This is a genomic window from Streptomyces sp. NBC_01176 (assembly GCF_045039825.1).
Taxonomy (GTDB): domain Bacteria; phylum Actinomycetota; class Actinomycetes; order Streptomycetales; family Streptomycetaceae; genus Streptomyces.
In genome coordinates, this window is sequence record NZ_CP108600.1 from 2,883,528 (window position 1) to 2,905,415 (window position 21,888).

17 protein-coding genes are annotated in these 21,888 nt (G+C 72.7%); 10 read left to right on the forward strand and 7 right to left on the reverse strand.

The genetic code is table 11. The features are described from left to right. The first annotated feature begins 97 nt into the window (after positions 1 to 97). Positions 98 to 1,780, forward strand: coding sequence for an alpha/beta hydrolase (locus OG199_RS12250; protein WP_405829492.1), 1,683 nt, complete (start codon positions 98 to 100; stop codon positions 1,778 to 1,780). 27 nt (positions 1,781 to 1,807) lie between these two features. Here the strand turns inward: OG199_RS12250 and hemQ are convergent, their stop codons facing one another. Both hemQ and hemG read right to left on the reverse strand, forming a co-directional pair. Next, a complete protein-coding gene (hemQ, locus tag OG199_RS12255; RefSeq protein ID WP_266702479.1) occupies positions 1,808 to 2,527 on the reverse strand; it encodes a hydrogen peroxide-dependent heme synthase in 720 nt (239 codons plus the stop codon). 4 nt (positions 2,528 to 2,531) lie between these two features. Next, the gene (hemG, locus tag OG199_RS12260) at positions 2,532 to 3,998 is read right to left on the reverse strand and encodes a protoporphyrinogen oxidase (RefSeq protein WP_405829494.1); all 1,467 of its coding nucleotides are present in this window, start codon (positions 3,996 to 3,998) and stop codon (positions 2,532 to 2,534) included. A gap of 158 nt (positions 3,999 to 4,156) precedes the next feature. Between hemG and OG199_RS12265 the strand changes: the two genes are divergently transcribed. Continuing rightward, on the forward strand, positions 4,157 to 5,167 hold the full coding sequence (locus OG199_RS12265) for a DUF4349 domain-containing protein (RefSeq protein WP_405829496.1): 1,011 nt from the start codon (positions 4,157 to 4,159) through the stop codon (positions 5,165 to 5,167). A gap of 27 nt (positions 5,168 to 5,194) precedes the next feature. Continuing rightward, positions 5,195 to 6,628 carry an FAD-dependent oxidoreductase gene (locus OG199_RS12270; protein ID WP_405829498.1) on the forward strand — a complete coding sequence of 478 codons (1,434 nt, stop codon included), beginning with the start codon at positions 5,195 to 5,197 and terminating at the stop codon, positions 6,626 to 6,628. A gap of 115 nt (positions 6,629 to 6,743) precedes the next feature. Here OG199_RS12270 and OG199_RS12275 read toward each other — a convergent pair whose 3' ends face one another. After that, entirely contained in the window at positions 6,744 to 7,079 is a 336-nt protein-coding gene (locus OG199_RS12275; protein ID WP_356798666.1) for a hypothetical protein, read from the reverse strand. 198 nt (positions 7,080 to 7,277) lie between these two features. Here OG199_RS12275 and OG199_RS12280 point away from each other — a divergent pair, with 198 nt between their 5' ends. Next, on the forward strand, positions 7,278 to 8,096 hold the full coding sequence (locus OG199_RS12280; RefSeq protein ID WP_405834511.1) for a rhomboid family intramembrane serine protease: 819 nt from the start codon (positions 7,278 to 7,280) through the stop codon (positions 8,094 to 8,096). A gap of 4 nt (positions 8,097 to 8,100) precedes the next feature. Here the strand turns inward: OG199_RS12280 and hemE are convergent, their stop codons facing one another. Further along, positions 8,101 to 9,171: a uroporphyrinogen decarboxylase gene (hemE, locus tag OG199_RS12285; protein ID WP_401801340.1), complete on the reverse strand. Its 1,071-nt coding sequence runs from the start codon at positions 9,169 to 9,171 to the stop codon at positions 8,101 to 8,103. Between the two features lie 215 nt (positions 9,172 to 9,386). Here hemE and OG199_RS12290 point away from each other — a divergent pair, with 215 nt between their 5' ends. From OG199_RS12290 to OG199_RS12310, 5 genes are all read left to right on the forward strand, one after another. After that, positions 9,387 to 10,013, forward strand: a complete 627-nt coding sequence (locus OG199_RS12290; protein ID WP_356798670.1) for a DUF3000 domain-containing protein — start codon at positions 9,387 to 9,389, stop codon at positions 10,011 to 10,013. A 482-nt stretch (positions 10,014 to 10,495) separates the two neighbouring features. Beyond that, the gene (locus OG199_RS12295) at positions 10,496 to 11,158 is read left to right on the forward strand and encodes a response regulator transcription factor (RefSeq protein ID WP_019073943.1); all 663 of its coding nucleotides are present in this window, start codon (positions 10,496 to 10,498) and stop codon (positions 11,156 to 11,158) included. A gap of 147 nt (positions 11,159 to 11,305) precedes the next feature. Further along, a complete protein-coding gene (locus OG199_RS12300; RefSeq protein ID WP_356798672.1) occupies positions 11,306 to 12,580 on the forward strand; it encodes a ribonuclease D in 1,275 nt (424 codons plus the stop codon). A 559-nt stretch (positions 12,581 to 13,139) separates the two neighbouring features. Beyond that, entirely contained in the window at positions 13,140 to 14,357 is a 1,218-nt protein-coding gene (locus OG199_RS12305) for an acetyl-CoA C-acyltransferase (RefSeq protein WP_266702458.1), read from the forward strand. Beyond that, on the forward strand, positions 14,354 to 16,492 hold the full coding sequence (locus tag OG199_RS12310; RefSeq protein ID WP_356798676.1) for a 3-hydroxyacyl-CoA dehydrogenase NAD-binding domain-containing protein: 2,139 nt from the start codon (positions 14,354 to 14,356) through the stop codon (positions 16,490 to 16,492). The genes OG199_RS12305 and OG199_RS12310 overlap by 4 nt, the downstream gene beginning before the upstream one ends. A 404-nt stretch (positions 16,493 to 16,896) precedes the next feature. Here OG199_RS12310 and OG199_RS12315 read toward each other — a convergent pair whose 3' ends face one another. Then, positions 16,897 to 17,913 (reverse strand): hypothetical protein, encoded by a 1,017-nt coding sequence (locus tag OG199_RS12315; RefSeq protein WP_401801346.1) that lies wholly within the window; start codon positions 17,911 to 17,913, stop codon positions 16,897 to 16,899. Between the two features lie 88 nt (positions 17,914 to 18,001). Here OG199_RS12315 and OG199_RS12320 point away from each other — a divergent pair, with 88 nt between their 5' ends. Further along, positions 18,002 to 18,373, forward strand: a complete 372-nt coding sequence (locus tag OG199_RS12320) for an NTP pyrophosphohydrolase (RefSeq protein WP_401801347.1) — start codon at positions 18,002 to 18,004, stop codon at positions 18,371 to 18,373. A 318-nt stretch (positions 18,374 to 18,691) separates the two neighbouring features. Here the strand turns inward: OG199_RS12320 and OG199_RS12325 are convergent, their stop codons facing one another. Further along, positions 18,692 to 20,155: an ArnT family glycosyltransferase gene (locus tag OG199_RS12325; RefSeq protein WP_405829502.1), complete on the reverse strand. Its 1,464-nt coding sequence runs from the start codon at positions 20,153 to 20,155 to the stop codon at positions 18,692 to 18,694. 63 nt (positions 20,156 to 20,218) lie between these two features. After that, positions 20,219 to 21,742 carry an amino acid permease gene (locus OG199_RS12330; RefSeq protein ID WP_401801352.1) on the reverse strand — a complete coding sequence of 508 codons (1,524 nt, stop codon included), beginning with the start codon at positions 21,740 to 21,742 and terminating at the stop codon, positions 20,219 to 20,221. Positions 21,743 to 21,888 lie beyond the last annotated feature (146 nt).

A 21,888-nucleotide genomic window follows, 5' to 3' on the forward strand; every position in this document is an offset into this window, starting at 1 on the left:
GAGTCATTGCGGCCGACACCGGCACCCGGTGCTTTACTTCACCCACCACCGAACGAAACATCCCCTCTGTCGCTGCCGTGCGCTGAAGGGATACGCGATGAGAGCTGCCGTCCTCTGCGGAACCGCCGGGTCCTTGCTCCTGACCGCCTTCACCGGCGCTCCCGCGGGCGGCGCCCCCGCCCGGCCGGACCCCGCCGGCCTCACGGCGTCGGACGTGACGCGCGGTACCGCCGTGGCCGCCGCGCGCGCGGCCGCCGCCGGCATCCGCTTCGGGGCCTGTGCCAAGGAGACGGGACTCCCCGCCGGCCTGCGCTGCGGCACGGTCGACGTGCCGCTCGACTACACGCACCCCGACGGAAAGCAGATCAGACTGACCGTCAGCCGGACCAGGGCCACCGGCAAGGACGCGCGGAACGCGAAGCACCAGGTGCCACGGCAGGGCGCCCTCGTCTACAACCCCGGGGGCCCCGGCGCCTCCGGCATGTACTTCCCGCTGTTCGGCTCCCTGCCCGAGTGGAAGCGGATCGCGGCGGCGTACGACCTGGTGGGCTACGCCCCGCGCGGGGTCGACCGCTCGGCCCCGCTGTCCTGCAAGGACCCGAAGCGCTCCGTGAAGGGGCCCTCCCAGGCGCCGACGTATCCCTCGGAGTCGTACAAGAAGGAGCGCATCGCGGAGGCGCAGGCGTACGCCCGCGGCTGCCTGGAACGCTCCGGCGAGACGATCCGGCACTACACCTCGCTCAACAACGCCCGCGACCTCGACGTGCTGCGCGCCGCGCTCGGCGAGCGGAGGCTGACCTTCATGGGAGCCTCGTACGGCACCTACTTCGGCGCCCTCTACGCGACGCTCTTCCCCTCGCACGTGCGCCGGATGGTCTTCGACTCGGCGGTGAACCCCGCCCCCGGCCGGATCTGGTACCGGAACAACCTCGACCAGTCCGCGGCCTTCGAGGGCCGCTGGGCCGACTTCCGCGCGTGGACCGCCCGGCACGACGAGGTGTACGGGCTCGGCAGCACGCCCGACGAGGTGCTGCACAGCTACGAGAAGGCGCGGGCACAGCTCGCCGCGTCGCCCGCGGGCGGCAAGGTGGGGCCGGCCCAGTTGCAGGGCGCGTTCCTGGAGGCGGGGTACTACGACGGCTTCTGGCCGCAGCGTGCCCTGGCGCTCTCCGCCTATCTGAAGGGCGACCCGAAGCCGCTGATCGACCAGGCCGCGCGTCCGGAGGCGTCGGTCGGGGCGGAGAACGCGAGCGCCGTCTACACGGCGGTCGAGTGCAACGACGCGTCCTGGCCCACCCAGTGGCGCACCTGGGACCGCGACAACACCCGGCTCGCACGCAGGGCACCGTTCGAGACCTGGGACAACGTGTGGATGAACCTGCCCTGCGCCTACTGGCCGGTGCCCCGGCAGAAGCCCCTCGACGTCCGGACGCTGCCCGGGGTGCTGGCACCGACCCTGATCCTGGCGGCCGAGCGGGACGCGGCCACACCGTACGAGGGAGCGCGGGAGTTGCAGCGGCGGCTGTCCGGTTCCGTCCTGGTGACCGAGAACGGGGCCGGGACCCACGGGATCGCCGGCGGCCCCAACCACTGCGTCAACGACTACGTCGACACGTATCTGCTGACGGGCCGCCTCCCGCAATGGCGCGCGCGGTGCGCGCCGCGCGCGGAGCCGCGACCGGCGGCCGCGCACCCGGCCGAGCCGAAGCCGACGGCGCCGGGCGACCGGGCACCGCACACGAAGGCCGGGCGGACTTCGAATGCCGGGCGGGCTTCGTAGGCCGCCCGGCTCCGCGCCGGACCGCGGTCAGGCGAGACCCGCGACCAGTTCGGCGACGTCCTTGCGGCGGCCCGTGTAGAACGGCACCTCCTCGCGGACGTGCAGTCGGGCCTCGGAGGCGCGCAGGTGACGCATGAGGTCGACGATGCGGTACAGCTCGTCGGCCTCGAAGGCGAGGATCCACTCGTAGTCGCCGAGGGAGAACGAGGCGACCGTGTTGGCGCGCACGTCCGGGTAGCCGCGGGCCATCTTGCCGTGGTCGGCGAGCATGCGCCGGCGGTCCTCGTCGGGCAGCAGGTACCAGTCGTAGGAGCGCACGAACGGGTAGACGCTGATGTAGTCGCGGGGCGTCTCGTCGGCGAGGAACGCCGGGATGTGCGAGCGGTTGAACTCGGCCGGGCGGTGCAGCGCCATGTTCGACCAGACCGGCTCCAGGGCGCGGCCGAGCCGGGTACGGCGGAAGAGGTTGTACGCCTCCTGGAGCTGGTCGGCGGTCTCGGCGTGCCACCAGATCATCAGGTCCGCGTCGGCACGCAGCCCCGACACGTCGTACGTGCCGCGGACGGTGACGTCCTTCGCGGCGAGCTGGTCGAAGAGCTCCTGGACCTCGTCGGCGTATCCGGCACGGTCCTCGGGGAGCACGTCGCGCAGCCTGAAGACGGACCACAGGGTGTAGCGGATGACCTCGTTGAGGTCCTTGGCCTTCTTGCCGATGTTCGGGATCTTGCCGGGGGCGTCGTCACTCATGGGCCTATTCTCCCGCGCCGCCGTGCAGGCTCTGCACCGGGTTCCTGGTCAGCGCGTCCAGTCCGGCGCCGTCCCCGCCGAGCTGGTCCACGGCGGCGTACGCGCTCGCGATGCAGGCGGGGATGCCGACCCCGTCGTACGCGGCGCCGCAGACCGCGAGCCCGGGGAGCCCGGCGACGTGCGCGCGGATCCGGGCCACCCGCGTGTGGTGCCCGACGGGGTACTGCGGCAGGCCGTCGTCCCAGCGGGTGACGCGGGTGGCGACGGGCTCGGCGGTCAGGCCGGTGGCCTCGCGCAGGTCGTGGCGGGACACGGCGACGAGGTCGGCGTCGTCGCGGCCCAGCACCTCGCTCTCGCCGTACCGGCCCACGGAGGTGCGCAGGACGAGCAGGCCGGGGTTCTCCTCGTCGATCCAGCCCCACTTGCGGGTGGCGAAGGTGGACGCCTTGATGGTGTGTCCGTCCACGGGCGGGACCAGGAAGCCGCTCCCCTCCGGGAGGGTGCTGTCCGCGCGCCGGTAGGCGAGGGTGACCAGTGCCATGGAGGCGTACTCGACGCCGGCGAGCTCGGTGGCCGCGGCCGGTGACTCGGCGCGCAGCAGGGTGGCGGCGGCCGGGGCGGGCAGGGCGAGGACGACGGCGTCGGTGCGCAGCACACGGTCTCCGGCCACGACGCGCCAGCCGGGCTCGGTGCCCCGCGTCCGACGCAGCTCCGTGACCGGGGCGCCGGTGACGATCTCGCCGCCCCGCGCGCGCACCGACTCGGCGACCGCGAGCGGGAGTCGGCCGACGCCGCCCTCGATGCCCATGAACACCGGGCCGGTCTGCTGGTGGGCGGCGGCCTTGGCCTGGATCGCGCGCACCGCCTCCGTCAGGGAGGTGTGGGTGCGGGCCGCCTCGAAGAGCTGGGGGACGGCGGCGCGCAGGGAGATGCGGTAGGCGTCGCCCGCGTAGACACCGCCGAGCAGGGGCTCGACCAGCCGGTCGACGACCTCGCGGCCGAGGCGCGCCGCCACGTACTCCCCCACCGCCACGTCGTCACCGATCTCCGTGCGGGGCAGTTCGGTGTCGCGCTCGATGCGGCGCAGGCCCTCGTCGGACAGGACTCCGTGCAGGGCGGCGGCGGTGCCGGGGACGCCCATGACGTGTCCCTTGGGCATGGGCCGCAGGGCGCCGCGGGTCCACAGGGAGGCGGTCGCGGTGGCGGGGGGCCGGAGGTGGTCGGCGAGCCCGACGTCGCGGGCGAGCGCGACCGCTTCGGGGCGCCGGGCGAGCATCGACTCGGCGCCGAGGTCGACGCGGGCGCCCGCGATCTCGCCGGGCAGCAGCTTGCCGCCGACGCGGTCGGACGCCTCCAGGACGGTCACCCGGGCGCCACGGTCGAGGAGACGGTGGGCGGCGGCCAGACCGGCGATCCCACCTCCGACGACGACGACATGTCCGGTACCCGTACGACTGTCCTGTGCGCGCATGCCTCCACTTTCTCAGACCCCGCCGGCGCGTCCGCCGGGCCCCGGTGTCCGGTACGAGTCCCGACCGTGACCTCTTCGGGACCGGAGCACCCCAACGTCCTGCCGGGTCCCGGCGTCGAAGAGACAGCATCCGTCACGAACCCCGGGGGTAGTCCCACATGCGCACACCACGTTCCGTACGCCGCGTACGAACCGGCCGGGCCCTGGCCGGTGTCCTGCTCGTGTCCTCCCTCGCGCTGGCGGGGTGCGGCGCCGCCGGTGACGGTGGCGCGTCGAGCGCCGACAAGGCGGCGTCGGGGGACCGGAAGGCCGGCCCGGGTGCCAAGGAGGCGGCCCCCGGAGCCGCGGACGGTGCCGCCTCGGACCGTGCCGCCTCGGGCGCGGGCGGCTCCCGGGCCGCCACCGCGCCCAGGCTGGACACGAGCGGCATCATCCGTACGGCGTTCCTGACCGTGCAGGTCAAGGACGTCCCGAAGGCCCTGGACGAGGCCCGGGTCACGGCCACCGGCGCGGGCGGTTTCGTCGGTGACGAGACGACCACCCGGGACGGCCGGGGCCACGAGCGCACCCGTGTCGTGCTGCGGGTGCCCACCGACCGCTACGACCAGGTGCTCGCCGACCTGGGCGGTGCGGGGAAGATCCTGGAGCGGACGGCCAAGGCGCAGGACGTCACCGACCAGGTCGTCGACGTGGAGAGCCGTATCAAGTCGCAGCGCGCCAGTGTGGCCCGGGTCCGCGGGCTGATGGACCGGGCGGCCAAGCTCAGCGACGTGGTCGCCCTGGAGGGGGAGCTGAGCAGCCGCGAGGCCGATCTCGAGGCGCTGCTCGCGCGGCAGTCGTCGCTGAAGGACCGCACCAGCCTGGCCACGATCACGCTCTCCCTCTCCGAGACGCCGGTGCGCAAGGCCGAGGAGAAGGCCGGGGAGCCCGGCTTCGTGGACGCCCTCGCGGGTGGCTGGGACGCGTTCGTCACGACGCTGCGCTGGATCGCGATGGTGTTGGGAGCGGTGCTCCCGTTCGCCGCCTGCGCGGCCCTGCTCGTGGTGCTGTGGCTGCGGTTCGGACGTTCCCGGCTGCCGCGCCGTCAGGCCTCGGCACCGGCCGCGTCGGGCGCCGGTTCGCTTCCGGCGGCGCCGCCGGTGCGCGGGGAGGGTGGCAAGGACGCCTGAAAGAGCGGGCCCCCGTAGCGTGTTCGCATGAGCATGAACCGTACGAGCGCGACGAACGCCGCCGGCAGCACGGGCGGGACCGGTGGGGCGAGGGAGCGGCTGGTCGTCATCGGCGCCGACGCGGCGGGCATGTCCGCCGCGTCGCAGGCGCGCCGGATGCGGGGCCCCGACGAGTTGGAGATCGTCGCGTTCGAGCGCGGCCACTTCACCTCCTACTCGGCCTGCGGCATCCCGTACTGGGTGGGTGGCGACGTTTCCGGGCCGGACCAGCTGATCGCACGGTCGCCGCAGGAGCACCGGGAGCGGGACATCGACCTGCGGATGCGCACCGAGGTCACGGAGATCGATGTCGCGGGCGCCCGCGTGCGGTCGCGGGACCTGGAGTCCGGGGCGGAGGCGTGGACGTCGTACGACAAACTCGTGATCGCGACCGGCGCCCGTCCGGTCCGGCCGGACCTGCCGGGAATGGATGCTCCCGGCGTGCACGGGGTGCAGACCCTCGACGACGGCCAGGCGCTCCTGGAAACGCTGGCCACGACGCGCGGCCGGCGCGCGGTGGTCGTCGGCGCCGGTTACATCGGCGTGGAGATGGCCGAGGCGCTCATCAACCGCGGGTACGAGGTGACGGTCGTCAACCGTGGCGCCGAACCGATGGCGACGCTCGACCCGGACATGGGACGGCTGGTGCGCCAGGCCATGTCGGGTCTGGGCATCACCATGGTCGACGACGCCGCGGTGACCGGGATCGTCACCGGCGCCGACGGGGTCCGGGCGGTCGCCACGCAGGACGCGGAGTACCCGGCGGACGTGGTGGTGCTCGGTATCGGAGTCCGCCCCGAGACCACCCTCGCCGGGGCGGCGGGGCTGCCGCTGGGCGACCACGGCGGGCTGCTCACCGATCTGGCGATGCGGGTGCGCGGACACGGGAACATCTGGGCGGGCGGCGACTGCGTCGAGGTCCTCGACCTCGTGTCGGGGAGCGAGCGGCACATCGCGCTGGGCACCCACGCCAACAAGCACGGGCAGGTCATCGGCAGCAACGTGGGCGGCGGATACGCCACCTTCCCCGGTGTGGTGGGCACCGCGGTGAGCAAGGTCTGCGACCTGGAGATCGCGCGCACGGGGCTGCGCGAGAAGGACGCGCGCCGGGCGGGCCTCCAGTTCGAGACGGTCACCATCGAGTCGACCAGCCGCGCGGGCTACTACCCGAACGCGGCCTCGATGACGGTGAAGATGCTCGCGGAGCGCCGCACCGGACGGCTGCTGGGCGTGCAGATCGTCGGCCGCGAAGGCGCCGCGAAGCGCGTCGACATCGCCGCGGTGGCGCTGACCGCGCGCATGACCGTGGAACAGATGACGGCCCTGGACCTGGGCTACGCCCCGCCGTTCTCACCGGTGTGGGACCCGATCCTGGTGGCGGCGCGCAAGGCGGTCACGGCGGTGCGGCGAGGCGCCCAGTAGGGCCGCGGGTACCGCGCGACCGGCCACGCGCGGCCGACGGCGCGACCGGCGGCCGCCCTCGTCGTCGTCCCGTGGCACCGCTCGCCGACCCGTGACCGACGCCTCTGTCGCACGCCTACGCGGATTCGTGACCGGCGTTCTGGTTGATGCGGTCTATGGCCTGCCGTGCCTGCTCGGCCGGCGGTCGCGCGGGCAGCGAGGAGACGGAGCCCGCGGCGGTGACGGCCGCGGGCGGCGTGGTGGGCGGCTTCGCGTGCGCCGCCGACCGTACGGAGCGCAGCCGGTGGCTCACGGCCTCGTCGAGGGTCACCGGACGCTGCAGGCGCGCCGCGAGCCGTCCGGCCTCCTGGCCGAGCGCGGCCACGTCCTCCCAGGGGAGGTGCACCACCAGGGCGATCTCCGCCTCACCGTCGGGCAGGGCGTGCATCGGAGGAGTAACTCGGTCGTTCATCACCTGTGTCCTCACGTCTTCCTCGGGTCGCGTCCGCGTCGCGGCGCGGGCGGTTGAGGAGACATACGCACCGGGGCGCGACAGCGTTCAGTGGCGCGGGCAGGAGCGCGAGCCGGGACACGCGCCCCGCCGGTGACCGCGTGCGTGCCGCCTGGGGACGTGCGGATACCCGCGGCGCATCCAGGGCACTACTTCCTTGTGGTCATACCCGTCCATGACGTGAACCCGGTACGCAGCACGCCCTATGTGACGTACGCACTGATCGCCGCCAATGTCCTGGTGTTCCTCTACACCCCCGGCCTCGCCGGATCGGTGGCGGGCGACAGCGGGCTGTCCCAGCTGTGCCATCTGCAGGCGTTCCTGGACCACTACGCCGCGGTGCCACAGGAGTTGATCCATCATCAGATGTCGCGGCTGGTGCCCACCGGTGAGGTCGGGGCCGGCGCACACGGGCCCGGCTGCCTGGTGAGCACGCCGGACTACGACAAGTCGCCGCCGCTCTCCGTCCTCACCGCGATGTTCCTGCACGGCAGTTGGCTGCACCTGCTCGGCAACATGCTCTTCCTGCTGATCTTCGGCAACAACATCGAGGACCGCCTGGGACATGTGCGCTTCACGCTGTTCTACGTGGCGTGCGGGTACGCGGCCGGATACGGTTTCGCGCTCCTCAACGACAGCTCGTCGGACCCGCTGCTCGGTGCCTCCGGCGCGATCGCCGGGGTGCTCGGCGCCTACCTGGTGCTCTATCCGAGAGCCAGGGTGTGGGTCCTGGTGCCGTTCCTGGTCTTCCTGCCGCTGCGGCTGCCCGCCTGGCTCGTGCTGGGCTTCTGGTTCGCGCTGCAGGCGGTGTACTCGTCCGGCGGCGGCGTCTCCACCGCCGGAACCGTCGCGTACGAGGCCCATGTGGCCGGCTTCCTCGCGGGCATGGTGCTGGCCTGGCCGCTGCGCAGGGGCACCCCGCCGCCGCCGGAGCCGCGCAGCCTGCTGTGGGGCAGGCAGGCGCGGCACGGCTGGTGAGGCGTCAGCGAGCCGTCTGGGTGTGGACGTGCTCCACGAGCCGGGTCAGCGCGTCCGGGTCCATGGTGGGCAGGACGCCGTGGCCGAGGTTGAAGATGTGGCCCTCCAGACCGGCGGCGGCATCCAGCACCTCGCGGGTCTTGGCCTCCACGGCCTCGGTCGAGGAGAAGAGCACAGCCGGGTCGAGGTTGCCCTGGAGCGCCTTGCCGGGGCCGACCCGGCGTGCGGCCTCGTCGAGCGGCACACGCCAGTCGACGCCGACCACGTCCGCGCCCGCCTCACCCATCAGACCGAGCAGTTCGCCGGTGCCGACGCCGAAGTGGATGCGCGGGACGCCGTACCCGGCCACGGACTCGAAGACCTTGGCGGACGCGGGCATCACGGAGCGGCGGTAGTCGGCGGGCGCCAGGGCGCCGACCCAGGAGTCGAAGAGCTGCACGGCGCTCGCGCCCGCCTCGATCTGCACCTTGAGGAAGGCGGAGGTGATCTCGGCGAGGCGGTCGAGCAGGTCGGCCCACAGCTGCGGGTCCCCGTACATCAGCGCCTTGGTGTGCTCGTGGTTCTTGGACGGACCGCCCTCCACGAGATAGCTCGCGAGCGTGAAGGGCGCGCCCGCGAAGCCGATGAGGGGCGTCTCGCCCAGCTCGGCCGTCAGGAGCTTGATCGCGTCGGTGACGTACGAGACGTCGTCGGGGGTCAGGTCGCGCAGCTGTGCCAGGTCGGCGCGGGTGCGGATCGGCTTCTCGACGACCGGACCCACGCCCGGCCTGATGTCGAGGTCGATGCCGATGGCCTTCAGCGGGACGACGATGTCGCTGTAGTAGACCGCCGCGTCCACTTTGTGCCGACGCACCGGCTGGAGGGTGATCTCGGCGACCAGCTCGGGCCGCGTGCAGGACTCCAGCATGGGGATGCCCTCGCGCACCTTGAGGTACTCGGGCAGCGAGCGTCCGGCCTGCCGCATGAACCACACGGGCGTGTGCGGCACGGGCTCGCGCCTGCACGCCTTGAGGAAGGCGGACTCGTACGTGGCTTTCGGCGGCTGGCCCGCGGCGGGGCGGTCATTGGCACTCACGACGGAAAGTCTCGCACGCCCCGCGGGCCCGCAAGTGCCGGGCTCCGCGACGGACGCGCACCCCGGCCCCGGTACCCGTACCGGACCGGTTCGCGCGGCACGAACCGGACAGTGGTCCCACGCACGGGTGTCTCTCCCTGCGCGCGGGCCCAGTTCCCCTTAATCTTCCCCGCATGGCTGCGGCTCAGGGACGACTGTCGGACGGCGCTGGGGGAATGGACGATGCCAAGGAGGGGGACCAAGATGCGAAGGAGACTGCTCCGTTGCCGTTCCGGGCCGCCGTCGACGCGCTGAAGGGGGCACGGCTGCGGCCGGAGATCGAGATCGACCCGACGCGTCCGCCCCAGCGCCTCGCCCCGTACTCGTACGCGCTGGAGGCCGCGGTCGTCGCCGAGGACGAGGATCTCGCGGACGGCCGGCTGGTGCTCCTGCACGACCCGGCGGGGCACGAGGCCTGGCAGGGCGCCTTCCGCCTGGTGACACTGATCCGCGCCGAGCTGGAGCCGGAGATGGCCGCCGACCCGCTGCTCCCGGACGTCTCCTGGTCGTGGCTGACCGGCGCGCTACAGGCCCGCGGCCTGTCGTACGGGGAGCCGAGCGGCACCGTCACCCGGGCGAGCTCGCACTACTTCGGGGGGCTGGCCGAGCGTCCGTCCGCGTCCCAGATCGAGATCCGCGCCTCCTGGACGCCGCGCGAGGGGCTGGGCGGTGTACCGGACACGGCCGCGCATCTCGCCGCCTGGTGCGATCTGCTCTGCCAGATCGCGGGCCTCCCGCCGGCCGGACCGGGCGACGCGTCGGTGGTGACGCTCCCGCAGCGCCGGGGCCCCCAGTCGCGCTGAGCACGTGGCGGTGAGCGCTCGTCGAGGCACTCACCGAGCCGCTCACCGCACCCCCGGCAGTCCCGCCGCCCGCTCCCCGCATCCTCCCCCTCGCCGCCCGCCCCTCCGCCCCTCCGCCCGGCTCCGGGCAGCCGAGCACTCACCGCCCCCACGCCGGGCGGCACTTTCTTGTGCGGGGCCGGTGCGCGAACCGCGCGCGGGCCGCGCCCGGACAGGCGTACGAGCACCGAACGCCCCTCCGGGTCCGTTGCCCAGGCTTTGTCGATACGGCCACTTTCAGCCGTGTCGTGACACGGAACGACTCGGTTCGATCTTCGGATGATCGATCGCGTGTCCGAATTGCACGGATTGTTACTCACCAAATCGTGATCATTCTCTAAAGGAGAACGGGTTTGGTGCCGAAGACGTCTGTGACCTTGAAAGCACGGTTCGTCCCGGCTTCATCCCCAGAGCCGGTCCCGTCCCGCACCCCAGGAGGCCTGGTGTCCGTTCTCCTCGAGCAGCCCGCAAGCCTGGTCGCCTACCGCCCGAACAAGCCGACCGCCATGGTGGTCGTGGCCGACCCACGGGTCCGTTCCACCGTCACACGCCACCTCTGGGCGCTCGGTGTGCGCGACGTCATCGAGGCGTCGTCCGTCGCGGAGGCCCGCCCCCGAATCGGCAACCCGCGCGACATCTGTGTCGCCGACGTCCACCTTCCCGACGGCAGCGGGCTCACCCTGCTGTCCGAGACCCGGGCCGCCGGCTGGCCCAACGGCCTCGCCCTTTCCGCCGCCGACGACATCGGCGCCGTACGCAATGCCCTCGCCGGCGGCGTCAAGGGCTATGTCGTCACCGGCACCCGCACCAACGTCGGGCTCCCCACCCGGCCCGGCGCCGCGCCCATCGGCTCGGCCGCCGCCCGTATGCACCGCCGCCCCCCGGGTGCCCCGAGCCACCCGGGCGGCTACCGCGAGCTCTCCGGCCGTGAGGTCGAGGTGCTCCGGCTGGTCGCGGAGGGCCAGTCGAACAAGGCCATCGGCGTCTCGATGGGCCTGTCCGCGCTGACCGTCAAGAGCCACCTAGCCCGCATCGCCCGCAAGCTCGGCACGGGCGACCGCGCCGGCATGGTGGCGGTGGCCCTGCGGACGGGGATCATCCACTGACCCCGCGCACGGGAACGCTCAGCCGCACCCCGTCCACCCGTTCGTGAACATGATCTTTCACCGACCTGACTGGTTTACGACCCTCATACGCCCGTCGACGGAACGTTCCGTCGGCGGGCGTAGTCCATACACGGATACCCTTGACAGGTGACCGACGCCCAAGAGACCGCAGCAGACAGCTCACTGCGAACCACCGGAGGCGGCCCTCCGGACGACGTCGAATCGGCGCCGATCCCTTTGCTTGAGCCCCGAGAGGGCATTCCGCCCGTCGTAGCCGACGCGACCTCGCTCGCCGAGGTGATCGCCGCGTTCGCCGCCGGATCCGGCCCCGTGGCCGTCGACGCCGAACGCGCGTCCGGCTACCGGTACGGCCAGCGCGCCTACCTGGTGCAGCTGCGCCGCGAGGGCGCGGGCAGCGCCCTGATCGACCCCGTCGCCTGCCCCGACCTGTCGGGCCTCGGCGAGGCGATCTCCGGGGCGGAGTGGGTGCTGCACGCCGCCACCCAGGACCTGCCCTGCCTGCGCGAGATAGGCATGGTGCCGACGCGGCTCTTCGACACCGAGCTGGCCGGCCGCCTCGCCGGGTTCCCCCGGGTGGGCCTGGGCGCGATGGTCGAGAGCGTCCTCGGCTTCGTCCTGGAGAAGGGGCACTCCGCGGTCGACTGGTCCACCCGCCCCCTCCCGGAGCCGTGGCTGCGCTATGCCGCGCTCGACGTGGAACTCCTCGTCGACCTGCGCGACGCCCTGGAGAAGGAGCTCGACCGGCAGGGCAAGCTGGACTGGGCCCAGCAGGAGTTCGACGCGATCGCCCAGGCCGAGCCCGCGCCGCCGCGCAAGGACCCCTGGCGCCGCACGTCCGGGATGCACAAGGTGCGCCGCCGCCGTCAGATGGCGGTCGTACGGGAGCTGTGGGAGACCCGGGACCGGGTCGCCCAGCGCCGCGACATCTCGCCGGGCAAGGTCCTCGGGGACGCGGCGATCGTCGAGGCCGCGCTCTCCCTGCCGCCCAATGTGCACGCCCTGTCCGCGCTGAACGGCTACGGGCACCGCATGGGGCGGCGCCAGCTGGAGCAGTGGCAGGCCGCCGTGGACCGCGCCAAGGCGCTGCCCGACGCGGAGCTGCCGCAGCCGGGGCAGCCGGTGACCGGGCCGCCGCCGCCGCGCGCCTGGGCCGACAAGGACCCGGCCGCCGCCGCCCGGCTCTCCGCCGCGCGCGCCGCCGTGTCGGCACTGGCCGAGCAGCTCAACATGCCGCAGGAGAACCTGATCACCCCGGACACCGTGCGGCGGGTGTGCTGGGAGCCCCCGACGGCGCCGGACGCGGACTCCGTGGCCGCCGCGCTCGCCGGGTACGGTGCCCGGCCCTGGCAGGTCGAACAGGTGACGCCCGTCCTGGTGGCCTCGCTGTCAGCCGAGGACTGACGGCCCGGGACGCACGGGAGATCGGCCCGCGCTCCTTCGGGGCGCGGGGCCGTCCACCACCACCGACCCTTCGCGCCGCCACGCACCCGGCCGCCTTCTTCGCGCCGTGGGCGCCCTCCACCCGCGCGCCACGCGACCCCGCCCCCAGGGGCGCCCACAGGGCACGCACGCCGTCCAGCGCGCCGTGCGCGCCGTGCGACCGTCCGCCTCCGCACGTGCCGGAATCGGCCTCCGGCGGCCCCCAGGGGCCCCCAGGGGCCCCGCGAACCGGAACAGCGGCATCGATATCACGCCAAGATCTCCGGACGGTGGCACGGACGAAAGGGACGAGCCCCTCGTCGTGGCGGGTGGCCCCTGCACGGGAGGGGGGCGACCGTCCCGATCGCGAGCCACGCCCCACGAAGGGGCTCCCGCGCCACCTCGCTCCCGTGTGACGTTCGCCGCTCCCGGCGCCGGGACTGGGCAGGGTGGTTACTCGTAAGTAGCATGGGGAGGTGAGCGCGCGCTCAGGCGTGTGCGCCGCGCAGCAGTGCCATCCCGCATCTGGAGGAGAGCCATCGTGCCTCGTACCGTCAGGGACGTCGTCTTCGTCGACGGCGTCCGCACCCCGTTCGGCAAGGCGGGCCCGAAGGGCATCTACCACGAGACCCGCGCCGACGACCTCGTCGTGAAGGCCATCCGGGAGCTGCTGCGCCGCAACCCGGGCCTCGACCCGAAGAAGATCGACGAGGTGGCCATCGCCGCGACCACGCAGATCGGTGACCAGGGTCTGACGCTGGGCCGCACGGCCGGCATCCTCGCCGGGCTCCCCCAGTCGGTCCCCGGCTACTCCATCGACCGCATGTGCGCGGGTGCGCTGACCGCCGTCACCACCACCGCGGGCTCCATCGCCTTCGGCGCGTACGACGCCGTCATCGCCGGTGGTGTCGAGCACATGGGCCGCCACCCGATGGGCGAGGGCGTGGACCCGAACCCGCGCTTCGTCAGTGAGAAGCTGGTCGACGAGTCCGCCCTCTTCATGGGCATGACCGCCGAGAACCTGCACGACCGCTACCCGACGATCACCAAGCAGCGCGCCGACGAGTACGCGGTGCGCTCGCAGGAGAAGGCCGCCAAGGCGTACGCCAACGGCAAGATCCAGCAGGACCTGGTGCCGGTCTCGGTGCGCAACACCAACGCGGAGATCGGTGAGACGGGCTGGGGCCTGGTCACCGCCGACGAGCCGATGCGCCCGGGTACGACGCTGGAGAACCTGGCGAACCTGAAGACGCCCTTCCGCGTCCACGGCCGGGTCACCGCGGGCAACGCGGCCGGTCTCAACGACGGTGCGACCGCGTCGATCATCGCCTCCGAGGACTTCGCCCGCGAGCACGACCTGCCGGTGCGGATGCGCCTGGTCTCGTACGCCTTCGCGGGCGTCGAGCCGGAGGTCATGGGCTACGGCCCGATCCCCGCGACCGAGAAGGCCCTCGCCCAGGCCGGCCTGACGATCGAGGACATCAACCTCTTCGAGATCAACGAGGCCTTCGCCGTCCAGGTCCTCGCCTTCCTGGAGCACTACGGCATCGCCGACGACGACGCGCGCGTCAACCAGTACGGCGGCGCCATCGCGTACGGCCACCCGCTCGCCTCCTCCGGCGTCCGTCTGATGACGCAGCTGGCCCGCCAGTTCGAGGAGCAGCCGCACGTCCGCTACGGCCTGACCACCATGTGCGTCGGCTTCGGCATGGGCGCGACGGTCATCTGGGAGAACCCGCACTTCGAGGGGGAAAAGTGAGCACCACCGCTGAGCTTCTGAAGGGTGCGGCCGAGCTGTTCCCCGACGAGGTCGTGACGTCCGCGAACGTCCGACACCTGGACCTGCCGTTCGGTGCGGGCCGTTTCGCCCTCATCACCCTCGACAACGGCTTCGACCACACCAAGCCGACCACCTTCGGCCCGGCCTCGCTGGCGAACCTGAACGCCGCGATCGACCAGGTCGAGAAGGAGGCGGCGGCCGGCGAGATCGTCGGTGCGGGCGTCACCGGCAAGCCGTTCATCTTCGCGGTCGGCGCCGACCTCAAGGGCGTCGAACTGCTGAAGAAGCACGAGGACGCGCTCGCCATCGGCAAGGGCGGCCACGAGGTCTTCAAGCGGCTGTCCGCGCTCGGGGTGCCGACCTTCGCGTACTACAACGGCGCGGCGATGGGCGGCGGCGTCGAGGTCGGCCTGCACTGCTCGTACCGCACGGTCTCCGCGGCCCTGCCGGCCTTCTCGCTGCCCGAGGTCTTCCTCGGCCTGGTCCCGGGCTGGGGCGGCTGCACGCTGCTGCCGAACCTGATCGGCGCCGACAAGGCCGTCACGGTCGTCATCGAGAACTCGCTGAACCAGAACAAGCAGCTCAAGGGCAAGCAGGTCTACGAACTGGGCATCGCGGACGCCCTCTTCGAGGGTGCGGACTTCCTGGAGCAGTCGCTGCTGTGGACGGCGGCCGTCCTCAAGGGCGAGATCGTCGTCGAGCGCCCGGAGATCGACCGCGGCGAGGCCTGGGACGAGGCCGTCGCCCGGGGCCGCTTCATCGCCGACGGCAAGGTGCACGGGGCGGCTCCGGCCGCGTACCGCGCGCTGGAGATCATCGAGGCCGCGAAGGACGGCGACCTGCAGAAGGGGTACGACGCCGAGGACGTGGCGCTCGCCGACCTGATCATGGGCGGTGAACTGCGCTCCGGCATCTACGCGTTCAACCTGGTGCAGAAGCGCGGCAAGCGCCCGGCCGGCGCCCCGGACAAGTCCCTGGCCCGTCCGGTCACCAAGGTCGGCGTCGTGGGCGCGGGCCTGATGGCCTCGCAGCTCGCCCTGCTCTTCCTGCGCCGCCTCGAAGTACCCGTCGTCCTGACGGACATCGACCAGGAGCGCGTCGACAAGGGCGTGGGCTATGTCCACGCGGAGATCGACAAGCTGCTGTCGAAGTCCCGCATCAACCAGGACAAGGCCAACCGCCTCAAGGCCCTGGTCTCCGGTGTGCTGGACAAGGCCGAGGGCTTCTCCGACGCCGACTTCATCATCGAGGCCGTCTTCGAGGAGATCGGCGTCAAGCAGCAGGTGTTCGCGGAGGTCGAGGCGGTCGCCCCGGCGCACGCGATCCTCGCCACCAACACCTCCTCGCTGTCGGTGACCGAGATGGCGTCGAAGCTGAAGAACCCCGAGCGGGTCGTCGGCTTCCACTTCTTCAACCCCGTCGCGATCCTCCCGCTCCTGGAGATCGTGCGCGGCGAGCTGACCGACGACGCCTCCCTGGCCACGGCGTTCGCCGTGGCCAAGAAGCTGAAGAAGACGGCGGTCCTGGTGAAGGACGCTCCGGCGTTCGTCGTCAACCGCATCCTCACCCGCTTCATGGGCGAGATCCAGAACGTCATCGACGAGGGCACCCCGGTCGCGGTCGCGGAGAAGGCGGTGGAGCCCCTGGGCCTGCCGATGTCCCCGCTGGTCCTCCTCGAACTGGTCGGCCCCGCGATCGGCCTGCACGTCTCGGAGACCCTCAACCGGGCCTTCCCGGACCGTTTCACGGTCTCCGCGAACCTCGCGGCCGTGGTCAAGGCGGGCAAGCGCGGCTTCTACGTGTACTCGGCCGAGAACGGCTTCAAGCCGGAGCTCGACCCCGAGGTCGCCGCGCTCCTCAAGCAGGGCGACGTCGTCCTCAGCGAGGAGCAGGTCCGTGACCGGGTCCTGGACGCCGTCGCCCAGGAGATCGGGCTCATGCTCGACGAGGGTGTCGTCGCCGAGGCGCAGGACATCGACCTCTGCCTGATCACCGGCGCGGGCTGGCCCTTCCACCTGGGCGGTCTCACTCCGTACCTGGACCGTGAGGGTGTCTCCGAGCGTGTGAACGGGAAGCGGTTCCTGGAGACGGGCGTGGCTTCCGTCCCCGCGTAGGCGCTCCGCTGTTCTTCCGGGTGCCCTGTACACCTCCCCGGTGTGCGGGGCACCTGGACGTTCGCGCTCGCGCCGGCCGCCGCCCCCGTCCGTTCCTTCGGGTGCGGGTGGTGGGGGCTGGGCGCGCCGTTCCCCGCGCCCCTTGACCGGCGCTCCTGGCATCCGGCGTTCGAGGCCGAGGCCGAGGCCGTTCGGGCCCTCGGGTGCGGGTGGTAGGGCTGGGCGCGCCGTTCCCCGCGCCCCCTGACCGGCCCTCCCGGCATCCGGCGTTCGAAGCCGAGGCCGTTCGGGCCCTCGGGTGCGGGTGGTGGGGGCTGGGCGCGCCGTTCCCCGCGCCCCCTGACCGGCGCTCCCGGCATCCGGCGTTCGAGGCCGAGGCCGTTCGGGCCTGCGGGAAAGGGGGGTCAGACCGGGCGCCATGCCTCCAGGGCCAGGCCCGGCTCGTCCTTGCGGCGGGTCAGCAGCAGCTCCCCCGTGCCCGGCGTGAGGGCGGCCGCGACCACGCGCCCTTCCTCGTCCTGCGCCAGCGACACCGTCGCGTCGGCGGGCAGTCGGGGGCCCGACTCGGTCCACCAGGCCCCCGCCGACTCCTGCTCGGTCGGGTACGCGGCGAACGCTATCCGTCCGCTCGCGGAGCGCTGCGCGAGCAACGTGCAGTCGAAGCCGTCGAGTTCACAGCGGATGACGGACACCGGACCGGGTCCGACGGACGACAGCAGCGGGACGGGCTTGGCACCCGGCCGCCAGGCGCACAGTTCACCCGCCTCGTCGGTGTAGAAGAGCGTGCTGGACCCGGCGGACGTGGCGAGCGCCCGCAGGGTGCCGGGGCGCACCGACGCCTCCAGCGCCTCCTCCATGACCGGTATCGCGCCCAGCTCCTCCTGGCGCCAGTGCAGGATCCCGTCCGGGACCGCCGCGAACAGCTCGACGAGCCCCGACTCCCCCGTCACGGCCGCCAGATCCTCCCGTACGGCGCTTCCCTTGAGGTCGCGCCACGGATCCCAGCCGCCCTTCTCCTTCTGGGCGGCCATGCTGACCCCGCCACCCTTGTTGCGCACGAAGACATGGGCGCGGCCCCGGGCGTCGACCGCCACGGCCGGGGCGCCGGTCCGGTCGCCCTTCTTGTTGGGGTGTCCGATCGGGGTCCAGTCGAGGGCGGACAGCCGGGGCCGGAAGTGCGTGGAGTGGACGAGCCCCGACTCCCCGGTCACCGTGGGCCGCCAGGAGACGAGGTGGGTGTAGCCGTCGGCGCCCTGGCCGAGCGCGAGCACGGAGTGCAGGCGCTGGTCGCCGCCGACGGTGCGCGCGGGGTCCCAGGAACCGTCGGGCCCGCGCTCCGCCCGGCAGAGGACGGCGGCATCCGACAGCAGGTACGCACTGAGCCTGCCGTCGCGACCGCGTCTGAGCCATTCGCCGTTCACCGGTTCACTCTAAGCCGGGGCCCTGTGGTCCTCGCCAGGGGCCCGGCCGCCTTCCGTGAGCGACGGCGGCGCGTGCGACCCTGGGCCCATGGACGACCGCCTGCTCGTGATCATCGACGGTGCCAACGTCGTCGGCTCCGTGCCCGACGGCTGGTGGCGCGACCGCCGGGGCGCCGCGGAACGGCTGCGGGACCGGCTCGCCCGGGAGGGGTTGCCGGGCCACGACGGACCCGTGGAACTCGTCCTCGTGGTCGAGGGCGCGGCCAGGGGCGTGGACTCGGTCGCGGGCGTACGGGTCGAGGCCGCCCCCGGCAGCGGGGACGACCGCATCGTGGAACTGGTGGAGGAGGCCCGTGACCGCCCGCGCCTGGTCGTCACGGCGGACCGTGAACTGCGGCGCAGGGTCACCGCGGCGGGTGCCGAGGTGACGGGGCCACGGGCGGTACGGGACGGGTCGTGAACCACACGGACCGGGCACGGTTCAGGCCGACGCCCTGCCACGTGACACACGTCCCCCGTTGACGTCCTGCCGCCCGCGCGCGGCCCGCTGACGCCCGTACGCGGACCGTTGGCACCCTGATCCCGCACACGTCCCCGCTGCCGCCCTGACGCCCGTACGCGGCCTGCTGGTTGCCCGATGCCCGGGCACCCGCCCGATGGCGCCTGACGCCCGTACGCGGCCCGCCGGCGGCCCGTTGGCGCTGTGGGCGCGGTGCGTGGCGCGGCGCTCCCTGACGACGCCCCTGCGCGGCGCGGGCGACGGCGCGCGACGGCGGGGTCAGTCCTGGGCGTCCGTACGCGTGTACAGCACTGCCCCGTCCACGGTGCCCGCCTCCTCGTACCCCGCGGCCAGCAGCCGGCGCAGCGACGGCACCCGGTCCGGCGCGTACGGCCGGCCGCGGGAGTCGTCGACGACGAGGACCGGCGGGCGGGCCGTCAACTCCGCCCGGAACACCGGCCAGGCGCCCTCGACGGCGTACTTCTCGCCGACCTCCGGTCCGTCGCGGCCACCGCTGTAGTTGGTGAGGAGGCCCGCGGTCAGATAGCGGGTGGCGGGGGCGCGGCCCGCCAGCCAGTACGTCTCCGGGTGTATGCCCCAGACGAGGACGTGGTCCCCGGGCCGGGTGCGGTGGGCCACGGCGGCGGCCAGCCGCTGGGAGTGGGCGAGTTCGGGGCGCGGCGCGAGCAGACCCCAGGCCAGGAACAGCGCACAGCAGCAGGCCGAGGTCAGGGCCGCGGTCAGCGCGCGCTCGCGGGGCAGGATCCGCAGCCCCGCGGTGGCCAACAGCACCACGGGCGGAATGAGTTGGAGGTAGTAGTGGCCGAAGAAGTGGAAGCCGGCCAGGACGGCCGCCGTCGACGAGCCGAGCCACAGCCACAGGTCGGCCGAGCCCGTACGGGCGACCCGCAGCATCCGTACGACCGGCGGGATCAGACCCGCGCAGGCCACCGCCAGGACGGCCGCGTTGACCACCCCCCGGCCCAGGACGTGGAGTTCCGAGCCGGTGAAGGACGCGTAGGCACCCGAGCCGGTGACGGTCCAGAACAGCAGGCCCGCCGGGTCGGTGAGCAGTGCCACGGCCGCGACGGGGACGAGGGCTCCGACTCCCGTCCGCAGCAGGTCCCTTCGGGGGTGGTCCGCGTGGCGCCACAGCAGCCAGAGCACCGGGACGAGGACGGCCGCGCCGGTCTGCTTGACCAGGAACGAGCAGGCGACGGCGACTCCGGCCGCACCCCAGCGGCGCCGGTCGGCGCACCACATCGCGGCGGCCGTGCAGGGCAGCATGAACACCTCGAAGGTGGCGGCCTGCGCGTCCTCGGGGTTGAGCCCGATCGACACCAGCGCGTACAGCACGCCCGCCGTGCGCCCGGCCGGGTCGCCCCAGCGGCGCCGGGCCAGGGAGGCCAGCAGCACGGCGGTCGCCAGCTGGGCCACCACCGCCAGCACCCTGACCGAGGTCAGCGACCCGGAGCCGAACGCCGCGAACGCGCCTTCGTACAGCCACGGCACGAGCGGCGGCTTGCGGTCCACGACCGTCCGGTACAGCTCTCCCCCGCCCGCGAGTATCCGCGCCTGCACGGCGAGATAGCCCTCGTCCGGGTTCCACAGGGGCCGTACGAAGGAGGGGATCCGGGTGACGGCGACGAGTACCGCGAGGACGGGCAGCAGCCGTCCCCAGTAGCCGCCCGGCATCCGTGACCCGGTGGCGCTGTGTGGTGTGTCCAGGAGCCCGGCGCGCATACGGTGCACGCTATCCGGACCCGCGCTCCCCACCGGAGCAATCGACACCCCTTGGCGGGCCGGTCAGGGTCCGTGGGATCCCGGCGCCTTCCCTGCCTCGCCCTCCGTGGCCTTCCGCTGCAGCCCGAGACGGCTGTGCGAGCGTCCGTACAGGAAGTAGACGACGCAGCCGATCGCCATCCAGATCAGGAACCGCAGCCAGGTCTCCGTGGGCAGGTTCAGCATCAGCCACAGCGAGGCGAGCACCGACAGCGCCGGGACCAGCGGCACCAGCGGGGTACGGAAGGCGCGGTGCAGGTCGGGGCGGGTGTGGCGGAGGATGATGACGCCGGTCGCGACGACGACGAAGGCGAAGAGCGTGCCGATGTTGACCAGTTCGGCCAGTTCGCTCAGGCTCGTGAAGCCCGCGAGGATCGCGATGATCACGCCCAGCAGGATGGTCGGCCGGTGCGGGGTGCGGAACCTCGGGTGGACGCGGGAGAAGAACCGCGGCAGCAGCCCGTCGCGGCTCATCGCGAAGAAGACGCGGGTCTGTCCGAGGAGCAAGATCATGCAGACCGTGGTCAGTCCGACGGCGGCGCCGAAGCTGATCACGCCCGCGTACCAGGGGTGCCCGGTCGCCTTGAAGGCGTCGGCGAGCGGGGCGTCGATCGACAGCCGGGTGTACTTCTGCATGCCCGTGACGACGATCGACACGGCGACGTAGAGCGCGGTGCAGATGAACAGGGAGCCGAGGATGCCGCGCGGCATGTCCCGCTGCGGATTCCTGGTCTCCTCGGCGGCGGTGGCCACGACGTCGAAGCCGATGAAGGCGAAGAAGACGACGGAGGCGGCCGTGAAGATGCCCATCACGCCGAAGTTCGTGGGTGTGTAGCCGGACAGGAGCTGGATGAGCGGGGCCTTGAGGCTGCTGCCCGCCTCCTGTGCCCGTGCCTTGGGGATGAAGGGCTCGTAGTTGTCGCCGACGACGAAGAAGGCGCCCGCGACGATCACGATCAGGACCACGGTGACCTTGACGGCGACCACGACCGTGGTGACCCGGGCGGACAGCTTCACGCCGATGACCAGGATCGCGGTGAGCACCAGTACCAGCGCGGCGGCGAGCACGTCGAACCCGAACCCGGTGGCCCCGTCGCGCCCGCCGAGGTAGTCGGGCAGATGCCAGCCGGCGTTGTCCAGCAGTGAGCGCACGTACCCGGACCAGCCGACCGCCACCACCGCCGTGCCGAGCGCGAACTCCAGCACCAGGTCCCAGCCGATGATCCAGGCGGGCAGTTCGCCGAGCGAGGCGTACGAGAAGGTGTACGCGGACCCCGCCACCGGGACCGTGGACGCGAACTCCGCGTAGCACAGCGCGGCCAGGCCGCAGACGACGCCCGCCACGATGAACGCCAGCGAGACCCCGGGCCCCGCGTTCTCCTTGGCGACCTTGCCGGTGAGGACGAAGATGCCGGTGCCGATGATGACACCGACGCCGAAGACGGTGAGGTCCAGAGCGGACAGCGACTTCCTGAGTGCGTGCTCCGGCTCCTCGGTGTCCAGGATCGACTGTTCGATCTTCTTGGTCCTGAAGAGGTTGCTGCTCACGGGCCTACCTCCACGCTTGACGTCCTCGACATGATCGAGGGGGCGTGTACGGCGCATGCCCCGGCGCGGACGGGTTCACGCGAACGGGCCGGTTCCACCACCCGTACAGGGTGCTGGAACCGGCCCGATGGGCCTGTGTCCGGCGC